The sequence below is a fragment of the Burkholderia sp. PAMC 28687 genome (assembly GCF_001577465.1).
Lineage (GTDB): Bacteria > Pseudomonadota > Gammaproteobacteria > Burkholderiales > Burkholderiaceae > Caballeronia.
The window spans coordinates 758,975-780,903 of sequence record NZ_CP014505.1; the positions used below are offsets into that span (position 1 = coordinate 758,975).

Annotated in this window: 22 protein-coding genes, 1 tRNA gene and 1 pseudogene; 15 read left to right on the forward strand and 9 right to left on the reverse strand. The window is 60.2% G+C overall.

The annotated features are described in order from the left end of the window. Positions 1 to 63 precede the first annotated feature (63 nt). Positions 64 to 714, forward strand: coding sequence for an outer membrane lipoprotein chaperone LolA (gene lolA, locus AX768_RS03510; RefSeq protein WP_231941310.1), 651 nt, complete (start codon positions 64 to 66; stop codon positions 712 to 714). A gap of 60 nt (positions 715 to 774) precedes the next feature. On the opposite strand, the gene cytX is transcribed toward lolA, so the two are convergent. After that, positions 775 to 2,106 carry a putative hydroxymethylpyrimidine transporter CytX gene (gene cytX / locus AX768_RS03515; protein WP_061998805.1) on the reverse strand — a complete coding sequence of 444 codons (1,332 nt, stop codon included), beginning with the start codon at positions 2,104 to 2,106 and terminating at the stop codon, positions 775 to 777. A 191-nt stretch (positions 2,107 to 2,297) separates the two neighbouring features. On the opposite strand from cytX, the gene AX768_RS03520 reads away from it, so the two are divergent. From AX768_RS03520 to AX768_RS03530, 3 genes are all read left to right on the forward strand, one after another. Further along, positions 2,298 to 3,608, forward strand: coding sequence for a replication-associated recombination protein A (locus tag AX768_RS03520; RefSeq protein WP_061998806.1), 1,311 nt, complete (start codon positions 2,298 to 2,300; stop codon positions 3,606 to 3,608). Between the two features lie 138 nt (positions 3,609 to 3,746). Continuing rightward, positions 3,747 to 5,045 (forward strand): serine--tRNA ligase, encoded by a 1,299-nt coding sequence (gene serS, locus AX768_RS03525; protein ID WP_061998807.1) that lies wholly within the window; start codon positions 3,747 to 3,749, stop codon positions 5,043 to 5,045. A 132-nt stretch (positions 5,046 to 5,177) separates the two neighbouring features. Then, positions 5,178 to 5,267 (forward strand) — tRNA-Ser (locus AX768_RS03530). A 53-nt stretch (positions 5,268 to 5,320) separates the two neighbouring features. Here the strand turns inward: AX768_RS03530 and AX768_RS32565 are convergent. After that, entirely contained in the window at positions 5,321 to 5,686 is a 366-nt protein-coding gene (locus tag AX768_RS32565) for a hypothetical protein (RefSeq protein WP_144022283.1), read from the reverse strand. Between the two features lie 429 nt (positions 5,687 to 6,115). Between AX768_RS32565 and AX768_RS03535 the strand changes: the two genes are divergently transcribed. Beyond that, complete coding sequence (locus AX768_RS03535) at positions 6,116 to 6,610, forward strand: outer membrane beta-barrel protein (protein ID WP_061998808.1); 495 nt, start codon at positions 6,116 to 6,118, stop codon at positions 6,608 to 6,610. A 75-nt stretch (positions 6,611 to 6,685) separates the two neighbouring features. On the opposite strand, the gene AX768_RS33600 is transcribed toward AX768_RS03535, so the two are convergent. Further along, positions 6,686 to 6,862, reverse strand: a complete 177-nt coding sequence (locus AX768_RS33600) for a hypothetical protein (protein WP_231941312.1) — start codon at positions 6,860 to 6,862, stop codon at positions 6,686 to 6,688. A gap of 430 nt (positions 6,863 to 7,292) precedes the next feature. Here AX768_RS33600 and map point away from each other — a divergent pair, with 430 nt between their 5' ends. From map to AX768_RS03570, 6 genes are all read left to right on the forward strand, one after another. Further along, positions 7,293 to 8,075, forward strand: coding sequence for a type I methionyl aminopeptidase (map, locus tag AX768_RS03545; protein WP_062000743.1), 783 nt, complete (start codon positions 7,293 to 7,295; stop codon positions 8,073 to 8,075). Between the two features lie 183 nt (positions 8,076 to 8,258). Continuing rightward, entirely contained in the window at positions 8,259 to 8,780 is a 522-nt protein-coding gene (locus AX768_RS03550) for a GNAT family N-acetyltransferase (RefSeq protein WP_061998810.1), read from the forward strand. Between the two features lie 228 nt (positions 8,781 to 9,008). Beyond that, the gene (gene minC / locus AX768_RS03555) at positions 9,009 to 9,764 is read left to right on the forward strand and encodes a septum site-determining protein MinC (RefSeq protein ID WP_061998811.1); all 756 of its coding nucleotides are present in this window, start codon (positions 9,009 to 9,011) and stop codon (positions 9,762 to 9,764) included. Positions 9,765 to 9,860: 96 nt separating this feature from the next. Next, positions 9,861 to 10,676: a septum site-determining protein MinD gene (gene minD, locus AX768_RS03560; protein ID WP_061998812.1), complete on the forward strand. Its 816-nt coding sequence runs from the start codon at positions 9,861 to 9,863 to the stop codon at positions 10,674 to 10,676. Positions 10,677 to 10,685: 9 nt separating this feature from the next. Next, complete coding sequence (minE, locus tag AX768_RS03565; protein ID WP_056351927.1) at positions 10,686 to 10,940, forward strand: cell division topological specificity factor MinE; 255 nt, start codon at positions 10,686 to 10,688, stop codon at positions 10,938 to 10,940. Between the two features lie 235 nt (positions 10,941 to 11,175). After that, on the forward strand, positions 11,176 to 11,481 hold the full coding sequence (locus AX768_RS03570) for a YXWGXW repeat-containing protein (protein ID WP_061998813.1): 306 nt from the start codon (positions 11,176 to 11,178) through the stop codon (positions 11,479 to 11,481). Positions 11,482 to 11,673: 192 nt separating this feature from the next. Here AX768_RS03570 and AX768_RS03575 read toward each other — a convergent pair whose 3' ends face one another. After that, positions 11,674 to 13,062, reverse strand: coding sequence for a chloride channel protein (locus AX768_RS03575; RefSeq protein ID WP_062000744.1), 1,389 nt, complete (start codon positions 13,060 to 13,062; stop codon positions 11,674 to 11,676). Between the two features lie 630 nt (positions 13,063 to 13,692). Here AX768_RS03575 and AX768_RS03580 point away from each other — a divergent pair. Further along, the gene (locus AX768_RS03580) at positions 13,693 to 14,826 is read left to right on the forward strand and encodes an OpgC domain-containing protein (protein ID WP_061998814.1); all 1,134 of its coding nucleotides are present in this window, start codon (positions 13,693 to 13,695) and stop codon (positions 14,824 to 14,826) included. Between the two features lie 15 nt (positions 14,827 to 14,841). On the opposite strand, the gene AX768_RS03585 is transcribed toward AX768_RS03580, so the two are convergent. After that, positions 14,842 to 16,098, reverse strand: coding sequence for an MFS transporter (locus AX768_RS03585; RefSeq protein WP_439823457.1), 1,257 nt, complete (start codon positions 16,096 to 16,098; stop codon positions 14,842 to 14,844). Between AX768_RS03585 and AX768_RS32570 the strand changes: the two genes are divergently transcribed. Then, entirely contained in the window at positions 16,079 to 16,342 is a 264-nt protein-coding gene (locus AX768_RS32570) for a hypothetical protein (RefSeq protein WP_162915985.1), read from the forward strand. The genes AX768_RS03585 and AX768_RS32570 overlap by 20 nt on opposite strands. Positions 16,343 to 16,418: 76 nt before the next feature. Here the strand turns inward: AX768_RS32570 and AX768_RS03590 are convergent, their stop codons facing one another. After that, the gene (locus tag AX768_RS03590; protein ID WP_062000746.1) at positions 16,419 to 16,901 is read right to left on the reverse strand and encodes an energy transducer TonB family protein; all 483 of its coding nucleotides are present in this window, start codon (positions 16,899 to 16,901) and stop codon (positions 16,419 to 16,421) included. Positions 16,902 to 17,014: 113 nt separating this feature from the next. Here AX768_RS03590 and AX768_RS33205 point away from each other — a divergent pair, with 113 nt between their 5' ends. Further along, on the forward strand, positions 17,015 to 17,173 hold the full coding sequence (locus AX768_RS33205) for a hypothetical protein (protein ID WP_162916033.1): 159 nt from the start codon (positions 17,015 to 17,017) through the stop codon (positions 17,171 to 17,173). Between the two features lie 16 nt (positions 17,174 to 17,189). Here the strand turns inward: AX768_RS33205 and AX768_RS03595 are convergent, their stop codons facing one another. Then, on the reverse strand, positions 17,190 to 17,567 hold the full coding sequence (locus AX768_RS03595; RefSeq protein ID WP_061998815.1) for a hypothetical protein: 378 nt from the start codon (positions 17,565 to 17,567) through the stop codon (positions 17,190 to 17,192). 30 nt (positions 17,568 to 17,597) lie between these two features. Further along, positions 17,598 to 18,518, reverse strand: a complete 921-nt coding sequence (gene gcvA / locus AX768_RS03600) for a transcriptional regulator GcvA (RefSeq protein WP_061998816.1) — start codon at positions 18,516 to 18,518, stop codon at positions 17,598 to 17,600. A 137-nt stretch (positions 18,519 to 18,655) separates the two neighbouring features. On the opposite strand from gcvA, the pseudogene AX768_RS03605 reads away from it, so the two are divergent. Beyond that, positions 18,656 to 19,432 (forward strand): annotated as a pseudogene (locus AX768_RS03605) (SDR family NAD(P)-dependent oxidoreductase). A 60-nt stretch (positions 19,433 to 19,492) separates the two neighbouring features. Here the strand turns inward: AX768_RS03605 and AX768_RS03610 are convergent. Next, positions 19,493 to 21,529 carry an O-linked N-acetylglucosamine transferase, SPINDLY family protein gene (locus tag AX768_RS03610; RefSeq protein WP_061998817.1) on the reverse strand — a complete coding sequence of 679 codons (2,037 nt, stop codon included), beginning with the start codon at positions 21,527 to 21,529 and terminating at the stop codon, positions 19,493 to 19,495. Positions 21,530 to 21,929 lie beyond the last annotated feature (400 nt).

Below are 21,929 nucleotides of genomic sequence, written 5' to 3' on the forward strand. Positions count from 1 at the left end.
GTTTCTGGAGGTTTTATTGTTATGCAGTCAGTGTCGAAGTCGTTTCATCGCGTAGCTCATCGTATGGTTCAGGCAGGAGTTTTGAGTGCTTCCATGCTGCTCGCATCGCACGCATTCGCAAGCGGCACGGAACAGTTGAAGGCGTTTGTGGCTCAGGTTCACGCGGCGCACGGCTCGTTTGTCCAGCGTGAAATCAAGGCGCCGAGCAAGGCGGCATCCGCCACGGCCGCGCAGAGCGCAGCGCCGAGGACCTCCGGCACGGCAAGCGGCACATTCACGTTCGCGCGGCCGGGCAAGTTCATCTGGTCGTACGAAAAGCCCTACGCGCAAATACTCCAGGCCGACGGCGACAAGCTCTATGTCTACGACAAAGACCTGAACCAGGTCACCGTTCGTCAGTTGGGCAATGCGCTGGGCGCGAGTCCTGCCGCCATCCTCTTCGGCAGCAACGATCTCGACAAGAACTTCACGTTGCGCGACGCGGGGGTCAAGGACGGCATCGACTGGCTGGAGTTGACGCCTAAGGCGCAGGACACGCAGTTCCAGCAGGTGGGTATCGGCTTCAGGAACGGCAATCTCGAAGCAATGGAATTGCACGATGTATTCGGCAACGTGACCTTGCTGACGTTCTCGAATATCGAGAAGAACCCGCCGCTGAAGGCCAACCAGTTCAAGTTCGTGGTGCCGAAGGGCGCTGACGTGATCGACGGCTGATTACCGTTGCGAAAAGCGGGGCGATCATCGCCTCGCTTTCCTGAATTGCCGTCATCAAGCTCAAGTCGACGACCGGCTCTCTTCCCGCCGACCCGCACCCAGCACCAACGCCAGGTAAGCCACCGCGCCGATGGCAAGCGACGGCAAGGTCGCGCCGAGGTTCGGGATCCATTGGTTGATCGCGTGATACGCGGCGATCCCGAGCGCCCAGGCAACCAATCCGCTGACATGCCATCCGCCCGAGAACGCGTACGGGCCTTGCCGGTCGGTGAGCGCAGCTACAACCACGCGGCGTTTGCGCACGATGAAATGATCGGCAAGCACCACGCCGAACAGCGGTGCAAAGACCGAGCCGATCAGGAGCAGGAAGTTCTGGTACTTGCCCATCTGCACCAGCAACGCGATCAACGTGCACAACCCGCCGAACGCCGCGGATAACAACGGCACACTCGCCTTCGCCCAGAAGGTGCCGGTGGAGACGGCGGCGGAATGGATATCGGCGAAAGCGTTATCGATTTCATCGATGAGAATCAGCAGCAGCGCAATCCCGCCCGCCGCCTGCGCGAATGCCACGGTCAGCAGCGCGTCGCCGCCGCCGGCAGCCAGGCCGTAGAAGGCGCCGAGCGCATAAAACCAGATATTCGCAATGCCATAACCGAACAGCGTGCCGCGAAACGTGCCGCCTGCACTGCGCCCGAAGCGCGTGTAATCCGCGATCAGCGGCAGCCATGAGAGCGGCATCGCCACGACCAGATCGATACCCGCGCCGAACGGCATCTCGCCTGTCCCCGGCCGGTTCATCAACGCGCCAATATCCTGTTTCGACAGCAGGTTCCACGTCAGCCAACCGGCGCCTCCGAGCAGCAGCCACATGCCCCAGATGCGCAGGAATCGCCGGACGAAGGACAGCGGGCCGGTGATCGCAAGGATCGTGGCCAGCACGCCGAAGATCAGCGTCCAGATGAGCGGCATCGATAAACCGAAGGATTGCCTGGCAAGGGCATCGGCGGAATCGCGCATCACGATGATCTCGAACGATCCCCAGCCGACCAGTTGCACCGCGTTGAGCACGGCCGGGACGGATGCCCCGCGAAGCCCGAGTGTGGGGCGCAGCGACGACATGGCGGCGAGTCCGGTGTCCGTGCCGACCACGCCCGCCAGTGCAAGCAGCAACACGCCGATCACTGTTCCGACAGCGATGGCCGCAAGCGCGTGCGGCAGCGACATGCCCGGCACGAGCAGCGCGCCGGCCTGCGCCACCAGCAAGCCGATGCCAAGAGAAAACCACAACGCGAAGGCGTCCGACGTTCCGAACGCGCGGCGCTCGACCGGGACGGGCAACAAAGGCGCGTAGGTCGAGGCGGCGGTGTCGGTGGTGTTATCTGATGCCATTCAGGTTCTGTCCTTATTTGCAGATGTTGGCTGTCGCGTCCGCTCTGAAGCGTGGGCAATCCGGGGAAGCGGCAACTGTCATAATCAACCATTGCAGCATTTTGAAGCAGCGCGGGCGCTTGTCTCGAACAAGGGAACGATTATCGCTGTCTTCGCTGTTGTCCAGACCATTCGGAACCCCTCATCGCGCCATGTTCGAAGAAAACCGTGCCAATGTCCCTCTTGCCGAGCGTTTGCGTCCTCGCACCATCGACGAGGTGATCGGCCAGAAACACCTTCTCGGCCCCAACAAACCGCTGCGCGTCGCGTTCGAATCCGGTGAAGCGCATTCCATGATTCTCTGGGGACCGCCCGGCGTGGGCAAGACCACGCTCGCACGGCTGATGGCCGCGGCGTTTCATGCGGAGTTCATTTCGTTGTCGGCGGTCTTGTCGGGCGTGAAGGATATTCGCGAGGCCGTGGAACTGGCGCAGATCCATCGGGCGAACGGGCATCAGACGCTGGTTTTCGTGGACGAGGTGCACCGGTTCAACAAAAGCCAGCAAGACGCGTTTTTGCCGCACGTCGAGTCCGGGTTGTTCGTGTTCGTGGGCGCGACGACCGAGAATCCATCGTTCGAGGTGAACAGCGCATTGTTGTCGCGGGCAGCCGTGTATGTGCTGAAAAGCCTGGATGAAACGGAGCTCAATGAATTGCTCGAACGGGCGCAGGGCGAGCTGGGCGGCCTGACGTTCTCCGATGACGCTCGTGCGGCGCTCATCGGTTCCGCCGATGGCGACGGCCGCAAGCTCCTCAACAATCTGGAAATCGTGGCGCGGGCGGCCGCGCAACAGAAATCGACGCACATCGACGGTGAGTTGCTCGGCAGCGCGCTGACCGAAAACCTGCGTCGTTTCGACAAAGGCGGCGACGCGTTCTACGACCAGATCAGCGCGCTGCACAAATCGGTGCGCGGCAGCAATCCTGACGCGACGCTTTACTGGTTTTGCAGGATGCTCGACGGCGGCGCCGACCCGCGTTATCTCGCGCGGCGAATCGTCCGGATGGCCTGGGAGGATATCGGTCTCGCCGATCCGCGTGCGGGCCGCATCGCGCTCGATGCCGCCGAAACCTACGAACGCCTGGGAACGCCGGAAGGTGAGCTCGCGCTGGCTCAGGCGCTGATTTATCTCGCGGTTGCGCCGAAATCGAACGCTGGCTACATGGCCTATAACGAGGCGCGGCGGTTTGTCGGCAAGGACCAGTCGCGAGGCGTGCCGGTCCATCTGCGCAACGCGCCGACCAAGCTGATGAAGGAGCTTGGATACGGGCACGAATATCGGTACGCGCACGACGAACCCGACGCTTACGCGGCCGGCGAAACCTATCTGCCCGACGGCATGCGCGACCCGCACTGGTACGAGCCAACGCCGCGCGGTCTGGAGGGGAAGATCAGTGAAAAGATGGCGCGTCTTGCGCAACTCGATGCCCAATGGCGGCGCGACCACAAGGACGAAAAATAAGCGTTGCTCCATTGCCGACGGATGGTGAAACGCCGCGTTCCATTAGACCGAACGGCCAACGCGGCCAAAGCGCGCCAACACGGCCGCCTCGCTGCGCTAAAATCGCGGATTCGCACACTCAGAAGAACCGGCCCTGCCATGCTCGACATCCAACTCCTGCGCAAAGACCCCGACGCCGTTGCCACGCGCCTGGCTCAACGCGGCTACACACTCGACGTCGCTGCGTTCGCGGCAATCGAAGCGGAACGGCGCGAAATCCAGACGCGTACCGAAGAGCTGCAAATGCGCCGCAATACGCTGTCGAAGCAGATCGGCGCAATGAAAGGGCGTGGGGAAGACACCGCAGCAGTGATGGCGGAGGTCGGGGGTATCGGCGACACCATGAAGGCTTCGGCGGCTCAGCTCGATGACATCCAGAAGCGCCTGTCCGACCTGATGCTCGGCGTGCCCAACCTGCCGCACGAAAGCGTGCCGGTCGGCCCCGACGAATCCGGCAACGTCGAAGTGCGTCGCTGGGGTGCGCCGCGTTCGTTCGATTTCGAAGTGAAGGATCACGTCGATGTCGGCGCGCCGCTTGGCCTCGACTTCGAAACGGGCGCAAAGCTCTCCGGTGCGCGTTTCACCTTGCTGCGCGGGCAGATTGCGCGCCTGCACCGGGCGTTGGCGCAGTTCATGATCGACACGCACACCGAACAGCACGGCTACACGGAGGCGTACACGCCGTATATCGTAAATCCGGAAATTTTGGTGGGTACGGGCCAGTTGCCCAAATTCGCCGAGGACATGTTCCGGGTCGAGAAGGGCGGCGAGGAGAACACGGTCACGCAGTACCTGATTTCGACCTCGGAGATCTCGCTGACCAATACGGTGCGCGAAAGCATTCTTGAAGCGTCGGCGCTGCCGGTCAAACTGACGGCGCATTCCCCGTGCTTCCGCTCGGAAGCGGGTTCGTACGGGCGCGATACGCGCGGCCTGATCCGTCAACATCAGTTCGACAAGGTCGAAATGGTGCAGGTCGTATCGCCGGAGAAATCCTACGAGACGCTCGACGAAATGGTCGGCCACGCCGAAGCTATCTTGCAGAAGCTCGAGCTGCCGTATCGCGTGATCACGCTGTGTACCGGCGACATGGGATTTTCTGCAACGAAGACCTTTGACCTGGAAGTCTGGCTTCCCGCGCAAAACACGTATCGGGAAATTTCGAGCTGCTCGAATACGGAGGCGTTCCAGGCGCGGCGGATGCAGGCGCGGTTCCGGAATGCCCAAGGCAAGCCGGAGTTCGTTCATACGCTCAACGGATCAGGTCTCGCGGTCGGGCGGACGCTCGTCGCCGTGCTGGAAAACTACCAGAACGCGGATGGCTCGGTGACGGTGCCAGTGGCGTTGCGACCGTACATGCGCGGAGTCGAAAAGCTCGAAGTCTCGAAGGCGAGTTAAGACCTCTTTGTTGTATCAAGCTCACTAAAAGGGGCTTGGAAATCAGATTGGACTCGTCTATAATCTTTCTCTCGCTGGACATCGACCCGTTCAGCGAGAGCCGCAGCAAGCAGTCGCGCGGTTGCAGGATCTGGAAAGGTGGCAGAGTGGTCGAATGCGCTGGACTCGAAATCCAGTGTACCTTTAGGGGTACCGTGAGTTCGAATCTCACCCTTTCCGCCAAATTAAAAACCCTCGCTGATCGCAAGATCAGCGGGGGTTTTGCTTTGTGTGCCTCAGCATTTGGGCAACAGACCTTGAATATCCGAGATGCTCCTGCCATCCGGATTCTTGCCAATTGAACTCCGCGTCAAATTATTCGATGTCCGGCAAGCCCAGTTGTCCGGTTTTTCAAGAGCGGGGGTCGGGCGCGCCGGCTCGTCAACGCCCGACGCGGTGTTGAGATCAGAAGCCTCGGGCGACGCTCCCATGATGGATGGTGACTGGTACCTGTACCGAGGCGTTATCGACAGCGAAACGGGATCGTCAGGCGGCGGTGCTGCAGGCCCTGCGGCGTGAGCGGCCGACCATAGGCACAACAAGTCGGCAACGACGGCGATGGCCAGCAGGCTTTTTCTAACATTGGACATGAAGTTTTTCATGCATGCATTCCCTCGACGTTAATCAATGCGTCGAACCCGGCGAACATGACGAGAAGGCTCGCGATTCGATGCTTTTATAAACCTTTAAAACTCTGTAGAAACTTTTCACTAAATTAACCTTAGCAACGTTTTACTAAAAAACGGACGATAAAAGATTAGAAGCCGTGCAACGGCGTTGTTGTTCGCAAGCGACAGCCAGTTACTGGCAGGCGTTCCTGGCAGCCGCTCCCAGCGGGAGCCAGTCAATAAATCATAGCGCCGAAAAATCAATTAGGACCGCTCTTATGGGTCCGACGCATCTTCACCATTTAATCTTTCATTCGTTGCGAAATTCAAAGTTGCAAAATTTTTGTGACTTTCGGATTAGCCGATCATGCAACAAACGCGGCAATTAACTTTGCTTTCGATTTAACGTTATGTTTTTAAGTCATGTTCAACTTCAAGAAATTTATTGCCGCGCTGGTCATTGCTCTGACCGGCCTATCCGCAGCACAAGCCAGTGAGTTTTCCGGCCCTTACGCAGGCCTGAAAGTGGGTGAGAACTGGTCTGACGCTTCTGGCGTCGTCAACGTAGGGTCCCATGCATCGACTTTCCTCGGCCTGACTGCCGGGTATAACTTCGATGTAAGCCGCTTCGTTATTGGTGCTGAGGCATTCGCTGACTTCCATCACTCGTCGACCACATACAAGGATGGTGGCATCGATGCGAAACTCGGCTTGCCGTTCAATTCGGTAATGCCGTATTTGCGTCTGGGAGTGACGGGAACCTGGCCGAACGCACGTTTGCACACTTGTTTGGGCGTTGAGTACAAGTTCATCAAGCAGGCAAGCCTTGCGCTGGAATGGACCACCGACCAAAGCAAGCGTGACGGCACCACGCGCCACAACGACAGCGTCACCCTGGGCGTGCATTACTTCTTTTAAAGACGACTGGCGTTCAAAAAGCCCCGCTGAGCTGAAAGCTCATCGGGGCTTTTTTACGACCTGCTCGCAAATCAATCAGGTTGTACATCGCGCGATATCGAAGCGCATTTCAGGTTCCGGCAATCCGCCGTAGTCCCGGTCAGATTTCTGCACCTTCACAGTCGACCCATAGTGCGACGGCGTCAATGTCACGAGCCACGCGTTCGGTCCGACCACGAGTTCCGAAGCGTTACCCGATTTCGAGGTAGACACTGAAGGCAGCCGGTCCTCGAGGCAACTGAAGACGTCGGAAGGCGCACGCCGCGATGACACGTAGATTAGCGGGCTCGACGCGCGAAGTTCAGGTGCGCTCGTGGAACTGCACGCCGTGAGCGCAACGGCCGCGAACACTGCAGCCAATAAAGAACCGGAAAGAGCAAACGAAACAACGCGACTTGAGATCATTGGCGGAAGACGTTGGTCAAAACGATAAGCGAATAGAGCGTAAACCGCTCGAAGTGGCAAGCGCGAATCACGACGAACGCAGCGCGGCGTGGTTGTGCGGCGACTCGTCGGGGCATTGGAAAAAGAGCGGGAAAGCGCGCGATGCTATCATCGCCGGCATCCTGAAATAATGCGCTGCGGATACATCGATTTCGTATCGCGATTAGACGCGTACCGCGCGCCGACACACCAACGCTCCATGGCCATCACACTCAAGTCGCCTGCCGACATCGAAAAGCTGCGAATCTCCGGACGTCTCGCCGCAGAAGTCCTCGCAATGATCGGCGAGCACGTCAAGCCCGGCGTCACGACGGAAGAACTGGATGCGATCTGCAACCGCTTTATCGTCGATGAACTGAAGGCGATTCCGGCGAACGTGGGTTACATGGGCTTTACGAAGACCATTTGCACATCGGTGAACCACGTGGTCTGCCATGGCATTCCGAGCCCGCGTGAGTTGAAGGACGGCGATATCGTCAACATCGACGTCGCGATCATCAAGGACGGTTATTTCGGCGATACGAGCCGCATGTATTACGCAGGCACGCCGAGCCGCGATGCAAAGCGCCTCTGCGACACGACGTACGAAGCCATGGTCGCGGGCATTCGCGCCGTGCGTCCGGGGGCCACGCTCGGCGACGTGGGTCATGCGATCCAGACGGTGGCCAACCGCGAGGGGTACTCGATCGTGCGTGAATATTGCGGCCATGGGATCGGGCGTGTTTATCACGAAGATCCGCAAGTGCTGCACTACGGGCAGCCGGGCGCGGGCCTGCGCCTGAAGCCCGGCCTTGTCTTCACCATCGAACCGATGGTGAACGCCGGTCGTGCTGCAACGCAACAATCGCGGGATGGCTGGACGGTTACAACGAAGGACCGGTCGCTCTCGGCGCAGTGGGAGCACATGGTGGTCGTCACCGACGATGGCTTCGAGCTGCTTACGCCGTGGCCCGACGGCACGGGCGGATACGCGGCGCCCTGAGCGCATGCCTGCACCAAAGAACGTAATTGAGCCGGTCGCGCACGTTGCCTGCAATAATGATTTGACTCGTTTGCCTGTTCGGTTGAAGCTACTAATTAGACTAAGCCGGCTAAGAAGCCCTAAGAACATAGCCTAAGAAGACAGCTTAAGAAGCTTGTGAAAGCTTGAGAGAAAAACACCCGCATGAGTCCTTCACTTACTGTTCACCGGATCGCCGCGCATCAAGGCGCCGTCCTGCGCGAACTTCGCACGGCCTCGTTGCGCGAAGCACCGTATGCGTTCGGGGAGACGCTGGAGGAAGCCCTGTCCGCCGATGTCTCGAGCTTCGACGAAACGGCCGGTCGCCACGCGAATTCCGATATCACGGCGTCGTTCATCTTGTACACGGAAGGACATCCGGCGGGTCTCGTCGGCGCGTTCATCGAAGAGGCGGCTCAACCGCGCGCCTTCGTGTACGCGCTATGGGTGGCGCCGGCGGTGCGGCATCTGCGTGGCGGCGAGCTGCTGGTGAATGCGGCCACGCAATGGCTCGCGGAGCGCCGCGTGCACGACGTCTTTGCGTGGATCGCCGATGGCAACCGCAACGCCATGCGCTTTTACGAGCGCCTCGGCTTCGGTCCAACCGGCGAGCGGCGCCGCATTCCCGCGCATCCCGAGGAATTCGAGACGCTGCTCGTGCGGCGCGTGAGTGAACACACTGCGTAGCTGCCGAATGGGTAGTTGCCTGATCGGGTAGCGGCGAATAGCGTGTTTGCTGCAATCCTGGCAACAGGACGGGCCGTGCGTGATAACGTGGCCCGTCGTTCATATCCTCTTCGCTGTCCTCTTTCTTCCAGTTGAACTTCACGACGGCCCTCTTTGTGACGGCAATCTGAAATTTTCCTGCTGCCCGCGCTCACGCCTGTAAAATACGCAAAAATTTTGGCTTTACCTATGTCGCTCAAAAAAACGCCCTTTTTCGAATTGCGCAGCGGCTCTGTCGACACGCTTTTGTTTGTCGTCAAGACTACCGACTTCGACGCGCTGCGCACGGAACTCACGCGGCGCTTCGAAGCGACTCCCGAGTTTTTTGCCAACGATACCGTCGCCATCGACGTGCGCAAGCTCGACGCCGGCGAACGCATATCGGTGAGCGAGCTTGCTGCGTTGCTCGACAGCGTGCGCATGCGCCCCATTGGCGTGGTCGCGCTGCCCGAACAGACGTGGGCCGCGGAAGGCACGTTGCCGCTGCTCGAAGCGCGCGACCGGCGCGGTGCGCCCAAGCCATCGGTCGACGCCAACGTCGAGAACACCGAAGCCGTTGCCGTGATCGAAGCCGCCGTCGCGCAGGCGCCGCCGCCGAGCGCGCCGGTGCCGAAGACGACGATCATCGACCGGCCGTTGCGTTCGGGGCAGCAGGTCTATGCGAAGGGCGATCTCGTCGTGCTCGGGCTCGTGAGCTACGGCGCGGAAGTGATCGCGGAAGGCAACATTCATATTTATGCGCCGTTGCGCGGCCGGGCGCTCGCGGGCGTGCACGGCAATCTCGATGCGCGCATTTTCTGCACGTGTCTTGAACCGGAACTGATTTCGATTGCCGGGATTTACAGGACGACGGAAACACCGCTCGGCCCCGACGTCCTGGGCAAGCCGGTGCAGATCTGGCTCGACGAAGAAAAATTGATGATCGAACCGCTGCGGCTGACCTGAGTGGCCTGACAAGAATCAGCCAGGCGCGCCCGATGGGGACGGCGCGCTCTCGAACAGAACGCCAGCGGATTTAATTGACGAACACAAGGTACAGGAATGGCAAAAATCATTGTGGTGACATCGGGCAAGGGCGGCGTCGGCAAGACGACCACCAGCGCGAGTTTCTCATCGGCCCTCGCGTTGCGCGGGCACAAGACGGCCGTGATCGACTTCGATGTCGGCCTGCGCAATCTCGATCTCATCATGGGCTGCGAGCGCCGCGTAGTGTACGACCTCATCAACGTGATCCAGGGTGAAGCGAACCTGAACCAGGCGCTGATCAAGGACAAGAAGTGCGAGAACCTGTTCATCCTGCCGGCATCGCAAACGCGCGACAAAGACGCGCTGACGCAGGACGGCGTGGAAAAGGTCATCAACGACCTGATCGCGATGGACTTCGAATACATCATCTGCGATTCGCCTGCCGGGATTGAATCGGGCGCGCTGCTCGCCATGCATTTCGCCGACGAAGCGTTGATCGTGACGAACCCGGAAGTGTCGTCCGTGCGTGACTCGGACCGCATTCTCGGCATTTTGTCGTCGAAGACCAAGCGCGCAATCGAGGGCAAGGAGCCCGTCAAGGAACATCTGCTGATCACGCGCTACAACCCGAAGCGCGTGAGCGAAGGCGAGATGCTGTCGCTCACCGACATCCAGGAAATCCTGCGCATCGACCTGATTGGCGTGATTCCGGAATCGGAAGCGGTGCTGCATGCATCGAACCAGGGTTTGCCGGCCGTGCACCTCGATGGCACTGATGTGGCTGAAGCGTACAAGGACATCGTTTCGCGCTTTCTCGGCGAAGAGAAGTCCCTGCGCTTTACCGATTATCAGAAGCCAGGTCTGTTGCAACGCATCTTCGGCAACAAGTAAGGGGACGCAATGTCGATTCTTTCGTTTTTGCTGGGCGAGAAAAAGAAGTCCGCTTCGGTCGCGAAGGAACGCTTGCAGTTGATCATCGCGCACGAGCGCGCGGGTGGCCAGCCGGCCGCTGATTATCTGCCGGCGTTGCAACGAGAACTCGTTGCCGTGATTTCCAAGTATGTGAAGATCTCAAGCGACGATATTCGCGTGAGCCTGGAACGTCAGGACGATCTCGAAGTGCTCGAGGTCAAGATCGAGATTCCATCGGCGTGAGATAACTCGACCGCTGATGAAAAAGCCGGAATCGATGTCTGATTCCGGCTTTCGCGTTTTTTCGGTTTATCGTTTGCGCGCCCGTGGTTGTTGAGCAGCGGCAAATTACATCAATATTCCGTTGCAGTTTAGCCATCGCGGTTACACGGGCGGTGTCGGCTAAAGCGCGGCCTCGCGCATTGATTGGGTATCGCCGTAGATTCACGGACGCGGCGAATCACTCAGGAGGCCGATCATGAAAATTCGTTTGTTAATCGCCCAGGCCGCCATTGTCATGGCCGGTGTCGCGGCTGTCGCGGGAACCGCTTCGGCTGAAGTCATCATCGTGGCGCCGAACGCGCCGCCGCCCGTGCGCATGGAGGCGGTGCCGCCGGCGCGTGTCGGATACGTGTGGGATCAGGGTCACTGGCGCTGGGAGCACGGCCAGTACATGTGGAACCCGGGGCATTGGCAAGTCGAGCGCGTGGGGTATCACTGGGTGCCGGGGCACTGGATCGCACATCGCGGCGCGTGGCGTTATATGCAGGGGCATTGGGCCTGAGGTCGACCGGCTTTGACGTAGCCCTTTGAAGCGATGGGCGGCCGCAAAGCCGCCGCCCGCATACCGGAGCACCACATGAAAACGAAGCTTCTGATCATCACCTTGCTGGCGACGCTGCTTGGCGGTTGTATCGTCGTGCCGGCCCATTCCTATGCATACCGGCCGGCCGCGCGTGTCTATGTGTATTGAGTTTTATTTGACGGCCGGCGCTTCTGCATCGGCGGGTTCCTCGGGTTCTTCAGGCTCTTCTGGCACTTCCGGCGATGCCTTGGGCACAGGCACCGGCAACGGCGTCATATAACGCTCGGCGAGCGCCTCGTAAAGCGGCGGCGCGAAGAAGCGCGATACGCGGCTTGCGATCAGCGCCGTCCCCATCAGTGAAATCACGAGCGCGTGGCCGTTGATCATCTCCATGACAATTACAAACGACATGATCGGCGACTGCGTGACGGCCGCGAGATAGCCGACCATGCCGAGGGCGATGAGCATCGACAACTGCATGTCGCCGAAGACCATATGCAGCACGTTGCCGAAACCGGCGCCAATCGACAGCGACGGCGCGAAGATGCCGCCGGGAATGCCGGGCAGATATGACCCGATCATCGATACCATCTTGAGCAGCGGATAAAACACCGAGAGTTGTTCGTGGCCTTCCAGCAGACCACGTGCTTCGGCGTAACCGCTGCCGAACGTGGTGCCGCCCGAGACAACCCCGACGATGGCGATGATGAAGCCGCATATCATCGCGAAGACGACCGGCTTCGATGCATGCAGTTCGCGCAGGCGCGCTGGAATCCACTTCGACGTATTCAGCAGCAGCCAGCAGAACACGCCACCCGCAATACCCGTCACGATCGCCGTCAACAATACGGCGAGCGCAAGGAGCTTGGGAAAATGTGCACTGACTTCGATGGTCCCGAAGTACGTGTAATTCCCGTTCAGCCCAAGAGCGACGATCCCCGCCAGGATGATGGCAGTGATCAGCACGCCGCTCGTGCGCGCTTCGAAGCTGCGCGTGAGTTCTTCGATTGCGAATACGATACCGGCAAGCGGCGTATTGAACGCAGCCGATAGCCCCGCCGCCGCGCCCGCGAGCACGAGTTGCCGTTCGATGCGCGCGTTGGATCTCGGAAAGAGGCGGCGCAGGTTGTACATGAGCGCCGCTCCGACCTGTACGGTCGGCCCTTCACGGCCGATGGTGAAGCCGCCGAGGATCGCGAGAAAGGAGATGCCGACCTTGGCGACCACGATTCCCGGCGACAACAACCGCGTTCCCAGTCCTGGCGGACTGTGCAATACCGCGATGACCTGAGGAATGCCGCTGCCTTCCGAGCCGCGAAAAAACTTGCGCGTGAGCCAAACGGACAACGCGGCAACGGCCGGCGTGAGGATGAGCGGCAACCAGACGTGCTCGTGCTGAAGCGCGCGGAAGGTGTTGTACCCCCAGTCGATCAAACGCGCGTAAAGCACCGCGACCAGCCCGACCACAATCGCGCCGACCCAGAAAATGCCGTACCGATACCAGAGACTGCGTGCGCGGCGGACGGTCAGCCGGGGGAGGGAACTGAACCTGCGATTCATAGGCAATGAGCCATGCGACCGGCTGTCGGCAAAGGCATGATTATAACGACGCATGTAACAGCTCCGAATTTAATCCGCTTAAAAGGGTTATATCGATTCGGACCGCAAAGAAAAATGGGACGCTGGCTTAGTGCCTGCGTCCCATAAACACTCTCGTCGGGGTGGCGAGAGCGGAGAGAAGATCGAAAGTAAAAAGTAATATTAGGTTCAGCCGTTTGTATAATGCGCAAACGTTTGAACAGACGCGCAGGCTAATGAAAGAATTATCGACTAGTGTTAGAGAAACCCGGAACGAACGGTGGTACTTAATTCAAACCGTGCGTGGAATTTTTCCAGAGCGTGAGTCGATACGAACGACTTGGCGGCAGTGGACTCGCTCAATACCGTCGAGCGTTACTGCCATGATAAGCCTCAAATCTGTTCAAGGTTTGTTTGAGTATAGGCAGCCCGGGCCGGTACGCAAGTTGCGATTGTCACAGCGAGCTTATGTGCCACACCTTTCTCGCTGTAAGTGAATGATCTGACAGGAATTTTCCAAACGCGTTCAGTACTAACCCGCATCTGCAGGGTGAACCTGAATTCGAACCTTTGGCGTTGTCGCAGACACGTTGTTTCCACGGAGTCGCACCCATGAGTTCCCCGAATCGCCGCTCCCTCGAAGTTGATTTTTTCCGGGGGCTCGTGCTGCTTGTCATTGCCGTTGACCACATTTCGGGAAGCGTCCTGTCGCGCTTCACGCTGCATAGCTATGCATTCTGCGATTCCGCTGAGGTGTTTGTATTTTTGGGCGGCTATGCATCGGCGGCGGCTTATACATCGATTGAATCGAACCGCAGCCATTCGGCCGCGCTCCGGCGCTTCTTGAAGCGGAGCTGGGAGATCTATCGTGCATATCTGTTCACCGCGGTCATGATGCTATTAGGCGGCGCGCTGCTGATGTGGATGCGCATTGACACCCCCATGCTGCAAATCACCGAATGGCCGGCTTTCCTTGCCCGGCCGCTCAGCCTTTCCTTCGATATCGCCACGTTGCGGCATCAGCCGTATTTGTCGTCGGTGCTGCCGATGTACGCCATGTTCGCGCTCGCCGTGCCGTTCGTCGTGCCGCTTGCAGAGAAAAAGCCCGTTGTCGTGCTGTTCGGCAGTCTGGGCATGTGGCTGTTCGCGTCGTCGCTTGCGCAGTGGCTGCCTTCGGCCTACGCCGAGGGCTGGTCGTTCAACCCGTTCGCTTGGCAATTGATGTTCGTGCTGGGCCTGCTTTCGCGGGTTCAGCCGATCAGCGCCGAATTCCACAACTCGAAAACGGCGCGTTGGCTGACGCGCGCCGCGATCGTGGTGTTCCTGACGTTCGCATTCGCCAAGCTGTTCCTTGAGACGCAAGCGCCGCCGGGATACATGAAGCAGAACCTCGCGACGCTGCGCATCGTGAGTTTTGTGGTGGTTGCGTGGCTGTTCGCGCAGGCCGTTCACGCAGGGTGGATTCGATCGCTCGCGCAGGCTTTGCCGAGTGTGGTGAACGTCGGCAAGCAGGGGCTCGTGTGCTTTATTGCCGGCGCTTGCATGTCGCTGGTCATTGATTCCGCGTTGCGCGTCGTATCGCTCGGATCGTACCAATGGATGGCCGGACTGACCGGCGACGCCATTGCTATCGGCACGCTGATCTGGCTCGCGGCATTCTGGCGCGACCGGAAGGCCGCCCAGCTCAACCGCGTGCCCAAACATCCCGCCGTGCCGGTGCATGCGACCAACCGGCGGGATCGATAAAACGTCGAAGCAGCGTCAGAGCTTGATCCCGCGCGTCTCACGCATGCACAGGACGCCGATCAAGCTGACTGCGGCCGCCGCGGAAACGTAACCGCCAACCCACGTCAGGCCGCCGCGATTCGCCAGCAATTGCGCGATATACGGCGCCACCGACGCACCCAGAATCCCGCCGAGGTTGTACGCCACGCCCGCGCCGGTGTAGCGCACGTTGGTCGGGAACAGCTCGGGCAAGAGCGCGCCCATCGGGGCAAACGTCACGCCCATCAAAAATAGTTCGATGGTCAGGAATAGCGCGACTGCGAACGTGTTGCCGCTGCCGAGCAAGGGCGCCATGGTGAAGCCGGAAAGGATCGCGGCAATGCAACCGACGATCAGCACCGGCCGACGGCCGAATTTGTCGCTTGCGAGCGCCGAAAGCGGCGTGGCGATCGCCATGAAGATCACCGCAAAGCACAAGAGGCCCAGGAATTTCTCGCGCGTGAAATGCAGCGTCGAGACGCCGTACGACAGCGAGAAAACCGTCGAGATGTAGAAGAGCGTGTAGCAGACGATCATCGCAATGGCGCCAAGCAGCGTCGGCCCGAGATAGCGGCTGAGCAACGTGGCGACAGGCATGCGCACGCGTTCGTGCTTTTCAATGGCCGCGCGAAACGCCGGCGTTTCCGCGATTTTCAGGCGCACGTAGAGTCCAAGCCCCACCAGCACGGCGCTGACAATGAACGGCACGCGCCAGCCCCAACTGCGGAATTGTTCGTCGGTGAGAGACAGCGCCAGGCCGAAGAACAAGCCGTTCGATGCCAGGAACCCCACCGACGGCCCCAGTTGCGGGAACATCCCGAACCAGCCGCGTTTGTTTTGCGGGGCGTATTCGGTCGCGAGCAGCGCCGCACCGCCCCATTCGCCGCCGAGGCCAATGCCTTGCCCGAAACGCAGGATGCACAGCAGCACGGGCGCGAGGCTGCCAATGGACGCATATCCCGGCACGAAGCCGATCAGCGTCGTGGAAACGCCCATCACCAGTAGCGAAGCAACCAGCGTCGATTTTCGTCCGATCCGGTCGCCGAAATGGCCGAACACGAAGGAACCGATCGGGCGCGCGATAAACGCAATGCCGAACGTGACGAATGCCGACAACGCCTGCGCGGCGGGCGAACTATGCGGAAAAAAGACCGGGCCGATCACGAGCGCGGCGGCGGTGGCGTAGACGTAGAAGTCGTAAAACTCGATCGCCGTACCGATAAAACTCGCGAAAATGACGCGAGAACTGCTCATTTTGGCATCGCTGGCGGGCGATGCAGGCAGTGAGGATGAAGCTGACGACATGGCGTCTCCGTTTTGCCCATCGCGCGCGATTCTCAACCGCGCCGCGGGACATTTTATAAAGGCAAACAAGGCAGGCAGACTGCGTCGAACGGCGCGCGGGTGCGGCGTGGTATCGAGCGGGCGGGGCGCATTGCACAGGCGCTGGATGGGCGGCGGCAATGGCGTGACCGGCATGGCCGGCCAACCGGTGTAACGGGGTATCGAAAATTATAACGACCGTGCGTGGCGACGGGCAAGGAAGTGTTTCCCGAAGTGCAATGAAAGTTCCCTCAGTCGATGGTCGTTGCCTGCGGCGAATGCGCGCTCCTTAGCTGGAACTGGCCGTTGTCGTTGAAAAGCCAGCCTTCGAAGAGGTCGAGGTGGCCGTTGCCATCGAGCAGGCGCGTGGGCGGTGCGGGCAACGGCGAGGCCCGGCGCAGCGAGGCGAGGGCGGTGGCTTCGGCTTCGTCGTCCCCATTCGTCCGATACACCGACGAGCGGATCACACGCCCGTTGCGATCCACGGTGTAGGCGACCACGACAAGCGAGCGCAGCATGGCTTGCGGCGTGCCCTTGAGCACCAGCGACGGATTGTGCTCGAAGATATGTTCTGCGACGCGCACCTTGTATTGATCGAGCGTCGCGCCCGCGACCGCCGCGGCGGGTTTGGGCGTTTCGAGCGCGCTGGGCGGCGGTGTGATCGTGCAGGCAGCAAGAGTCGCGAGGAGCGCGATGCTGAATCCAATGTGTGCCTGTTTGAAGCGGTAGGTCATGATCGGCGAAGCTCCGCAGAAATCGCTGCATCCAGGCTCAACGATACGCGCCGGGACCACGTCTTGCTGCCCCATTTTGCATACCCACAGCATCTCAATGCAAGGAGAGGACCATGAGCAGCGATCCGACCGATCTGAACAATCCGCAACCGGCTGAACACAGCGACAACGAGGCGAGCAAGATGCCCGATCGCGACGACGACCAGCGCAAGCAGGCGCCAAGCGATCAGCCTGGAAAGAAACCCGGTGAAGGTGAGCCGGACGTAGGTTGACGAAGGGCCCGACACCTCAGCCCGGCGCAGCCTTCTTGCTGCGCCGGCGGGGTTTGGGCTCGACACCGATCCGTTCATCGCGCGCGAGTACAAGCGCCGTCATCCTCTTCACAGTGTCTTCAAACGCCGGATCATCCTGCGATATATAAAGCCACTTCCCGAGCACCGGATGCGGCTGCAACGCCGGCATTTCACTGATGAGCGCAGCGTGGCGATCCTGCGACGTGGACACCAGCAAACCATTCCACGGTTCGTCGCGATCGCCGGCAACCAGGCATAACAATCCGTCCAGGTAAGCGGCGTCGAGGCCGAACATCCGTTTGCTGAGGTAGGCCGGGTCACGCTCGAATGCCTCGAAGATCCAGGCGAGCGAGTTGTTGATAGCGGAGGGCATCGATTTCAAATCCCATTGTGCAAGGCGTATTTAAACCCGGTCCCTCGCGGTTTCGCTGAGAAGCCATTCGCGGAACGCGACGAGCCTGAGTAGTGCCGCGCATTCCTTCCGGTAGACCACGAAATACGCGAGCGATGACGGCAGCGTGATCTCGGGAAACAAGCGGATCAAGCGGCCGGAATTCAGATCATCGCGCGCGAGAACGCTGCGTGCCAACGCCACGCCGTGACCATCGACGGCAGCCTGCAACACTGCCGCGGAATTGTTGATCTTCAGGCCGGCGCGGCTCGCGACGACTTTCACCCCTGCGTTTTCGAGCCACGTATCCCACGTGACAAAACCGGATTGCCGGTCGACGGAAAGATCATCGATCAATGTCAGTCCGGCCAGATCGGCAGGGCCACGCAACCCGGAATGGCGCTCAAGGAATTCACGCGAACAAACCGGAAAGACCTCCTCGTCCATCAGCTTTTCCGCTTGCAGCCCCGGCCAATGGCCGGCGCCATAACGCACTCCGATATCGATACCCTGACTCGCGAAGTCCATGAGTTTGAGACTCGTGTCGAGACGTACATCGGTTTCTGGCCACGCAGTCTGGAACCGGTCTATACGCGGTAGAAGCCATTTCGCCGCGAACGCCGGGCTGACAGTGACGGTGAGTACGCCTCCGGTCGACGCTTCCTTGAGCCGCGCGAGCCCGAGGTTCAGCCGGTCGAAGCCTGCACGGATGTCGGGCAGCGCCCGGGTTGCGATGTCCGTGGGTATCAGACGCGCCCGCCCGCCGCCGCTTCGATGAAAGAGTGGGAAGGCCAGCCACTCTTCGAGGCTTCGAACAAGTTGTCCGACAGCCGCCGGGGTGACATTCAGTTCCGCTGCTGCTGCCGAAAAGCTTTGGTGGCGCGCACTCACTTCGAATGCACGCAACGCGTTCAAGAAAATTGGCGTGGTCATACGATAAAGTTTTTCTTTTAAGAACAGACAGAATAACTGATTTGCGATTGCGTACGCGCGAGCCAACAATACTCTCCATCAAGGAAGCAGGGAGCGGATCGTTCCTTCACTTGGCTGAACTTTTCAGGAGTATCGGAATGCATAGTTTTTCTTCTAAAGTGGCGATTGTTACGGGCGGCGGATCGGGGATTGGCAAGGAGGTCGCGGCGCGCCTCGTGCAAGCCGGGGCAAGTGTGGTTATTGGCGGGCGTGACGACGCCAAGCTCAAGCAAGCGGCAGAGCAAATTGATCCGACCGGCGCCCAGGTTCGCACGTTCGCCGGTGACATTGCAGCGCCAGCGACAGCCGCCGGCCTCGTGAATCTCGCGACTCATGCCTTTGGCGGCGTCGATATCCTGATCAACAATGCTGGCGTGTTTGCGCCTAAGCCGTTTCTCGACGTGACGGAATCTGAATACGACTGGTTCATCGATACGATCCTCAAAGGCAAGTTCTTCATGGCCCAGGCCGCGGCGCGCGCCATGAAGCTGCGCGGTGGTGGCGCCATCGTTTAGACCGGCTCGCTCTGGGCGTTGCAGGCGATCGGCGCAACGCCTTCAGCGGCGTATTCGGCGGCGAACGCGGGCGTGCATGCGTTGACGCGGAATCTGGCGATCGAACTGGCGTCGTCGAACATTCGCATCAATACCGTAGCGCCGGCGGTCGTCGAGACGCCTGTCTACAACACGTTCATGACCGACGATCAGGTCAAGGCGACGTTGCCTGCGTTCAACGCGTTTCATCCGCTCGGGCGCAACGGGCAGCCGGCGGATATCGCCGAGGCAATCCTTTTCCTTGCATCGCAAAATGCATCGTGGATTACCGGTACCGTGCTGCCCGTCGATGGCGGCGTCATGGCCGGCCGTCAGGCCTGAACCGGGGATTCCGTGACGACGCGGTATCCCGCGATTGAACGCAAAAGGTGCGCTGACCCCTCATTCCCGCTCTTCCGCCGATAAAACGATTGGCGCCTTCGTTCCCGCCTCGCCTGATGTCTCGCGCTGCCAGATCGCCTTGTAAAGCCGCTCGAGATCGCGCGTGAATTGCGCGGTATTGAAGAGCGGAAGCGTTTCACGGCGCTGGATCAACTGAGTGCTCAGCGCGGCGAGCCGTTCCGGATCGGAAGCGAGTGACAGCGCAACATTGAAATAGGTCTCGTCGTCTTCCGTCACCAGTTCGCCAAGCCCGGCGGCCCGCAGCAGGCTCGCGCCCACGCGGCTGGCGAACAATGCACCGCTGCGCGTGACCATAGGCACACCCGCCCACAATGCGTCGCTACCCGTGGTGTGGGAGTTGCACGGAAAAGTGTCGAGCGCGATGTCCGCCAGCGCGAGGCGCGCAAGATGCGCCGGCTGTTTCAGGCGATCGGCGAAAATCAACCGTGACGCATCGATACCCCGGGCCGTTGCCTCTTTACGCAGATTGTCGATGACATCGGGCACGGGTGGTTCGAGAAGCCATAGCACGCTGCCCGGCACCGCCGCGAGCAGACGGCACCAGACCGAGAACATCGTGGGCCCGAACTGGAACGTCTGATTGAAACTGCAGAATACGATACCGGTTTCCGGCAAGCCCGCTTCGGCATGGGTGGGCTGCGGGCCGGATTCGCGGCGGTGGTCGTTCGGCTGATAGCAATGCGGCATCAGCGCGAGTGTTTCGCTGAAATGATCGGCATGGGCCGGTGGCGTGACGACCGGATCGCCTATTAGGTAATCCGCGAGCCCGGAATGCCCGAGCGAGCCGGGATAGCCAAGCCAATTGAGCGTGACAGGCGCAGGGCGCCGCGCCGAAATGCCAAGCCGGGTGCCAGTCGTGAAACCCTTGAGATCGACCAGAAGTTGAATACCGTCGGCCGCGATCTGCGTGGCGGCCTCTGCATCGGTCGCGGCGGCGACATCATGAAAGGTCGCCGGCATGTTGGCGATGCGCGAGGTAAAAGCGTCGTCGCGGGATGGCCCGTACGAATACAAATGCACATCCACACACGATTGATCGTGCAACTCGAGTACGCCGGCCAGCAAGTGCATCGTCGCGTGATCGTAAAAATCCGATGACAGGTAACCAATTTTCAGCCGGTGCCCGTCGGCTTCGCGGGGCGTCGCCGCAGACGCGCCTTGCGCATTCAATTCCCGGCCCCAACGGCTCAATGCAAAAAGACGACCCGCTTCGCGATGGACCGCAGGCGGCATGGATGGAATGCCAAGCAGTTCCCATGTCCCCGGATTGGCAAACCGCGCCGACTCGACCAGTTCGATGGCGGCGGCGTCAATCTCATCCAGTCCATCCCACGACGCCGCCTGTCGCATGACATGCTGAACGGAGTCCCATCGGCCAGCCTGCCTGTACGCGGCTTCTGCATCGTCCAGCCGGTTCAGTGAGTCCAGCAGGTCGGCATAGGTCGACCAGATCGCACCGGTTTCCGGCTCGATTGCGAGCGCCTGCCGAAAGCTGGTTTCGCTTTCGTGAGGACGGCCAGTCTCGCGCAACAGGATGCCCAGGTTCCGGTGAGCCAGGCAATAACGGGGATCGGTGGCGAGCGCTCGCCGATAGTTCAATTCCGCGCCCGCTCGGTCCTGCATGCGGTCCAGGATCGTTCCAAGGTTGTTGTATACGCGCGCGGCCTGAGGCTCAAGCGCAATGCCGGCTTGGTAAGCATCGCGCGCTTGTGCATCTTTGCCCTGGGAGGCCAGGGCAAGACCGAGGATGATGAAATAGGTCGGGTTCCGGTTGATAGCGACCGCTTTCCTGAGGCATTGCTCAGCTTCCGGAAAACGCTTCTGCTCGATGCGCGTGATGCCGAGGAGGTGGATCGCCTCGGCGTTGCGCGGGTCGCGTTTGAGCAACTGCTGGATCAAGATTTCCGCCTTGATCAACGAGCCCGATTGGAGCGCAACAGTGCTGGCCTGAAGCATGGCGCCGACGGTGGGACGGCCTGCAGTACGCGACCCGGAAATGTTTCTGGTTGCTGACATTGATCGATTACGTGAAACAACGCCTCGCTCTGCCGTGCGGGGCTTGCCGACAATCAACGAGTCTGGGGGAGCGTATCAGCAGGCCGGCCACACTTACAACTTCGGCGGCTTCCTCTGAAACGGTCCTGAAGAGCGTTGATATAACCGGGACAGGCGTGAACGCGCCTGCTTCGGCGCTCGTATCTCGATCGACGCCATCACATGGCCGTTGTCGGTCTACAAAAAATGACGAGTCAGATGCAACGGAGCAACAGGACAGGGATAGGCCGCGAGCATTCAGCAGAGATTTCGGCCGCATGACGGGCCTGTTGGTGCGTAGAAAAGACAAAACCCCGTAATTCATTGAATTTACGGGGTCTGTTGTTCATTCTGGCGGAAGCGGTGTCCGCGACACATCCTT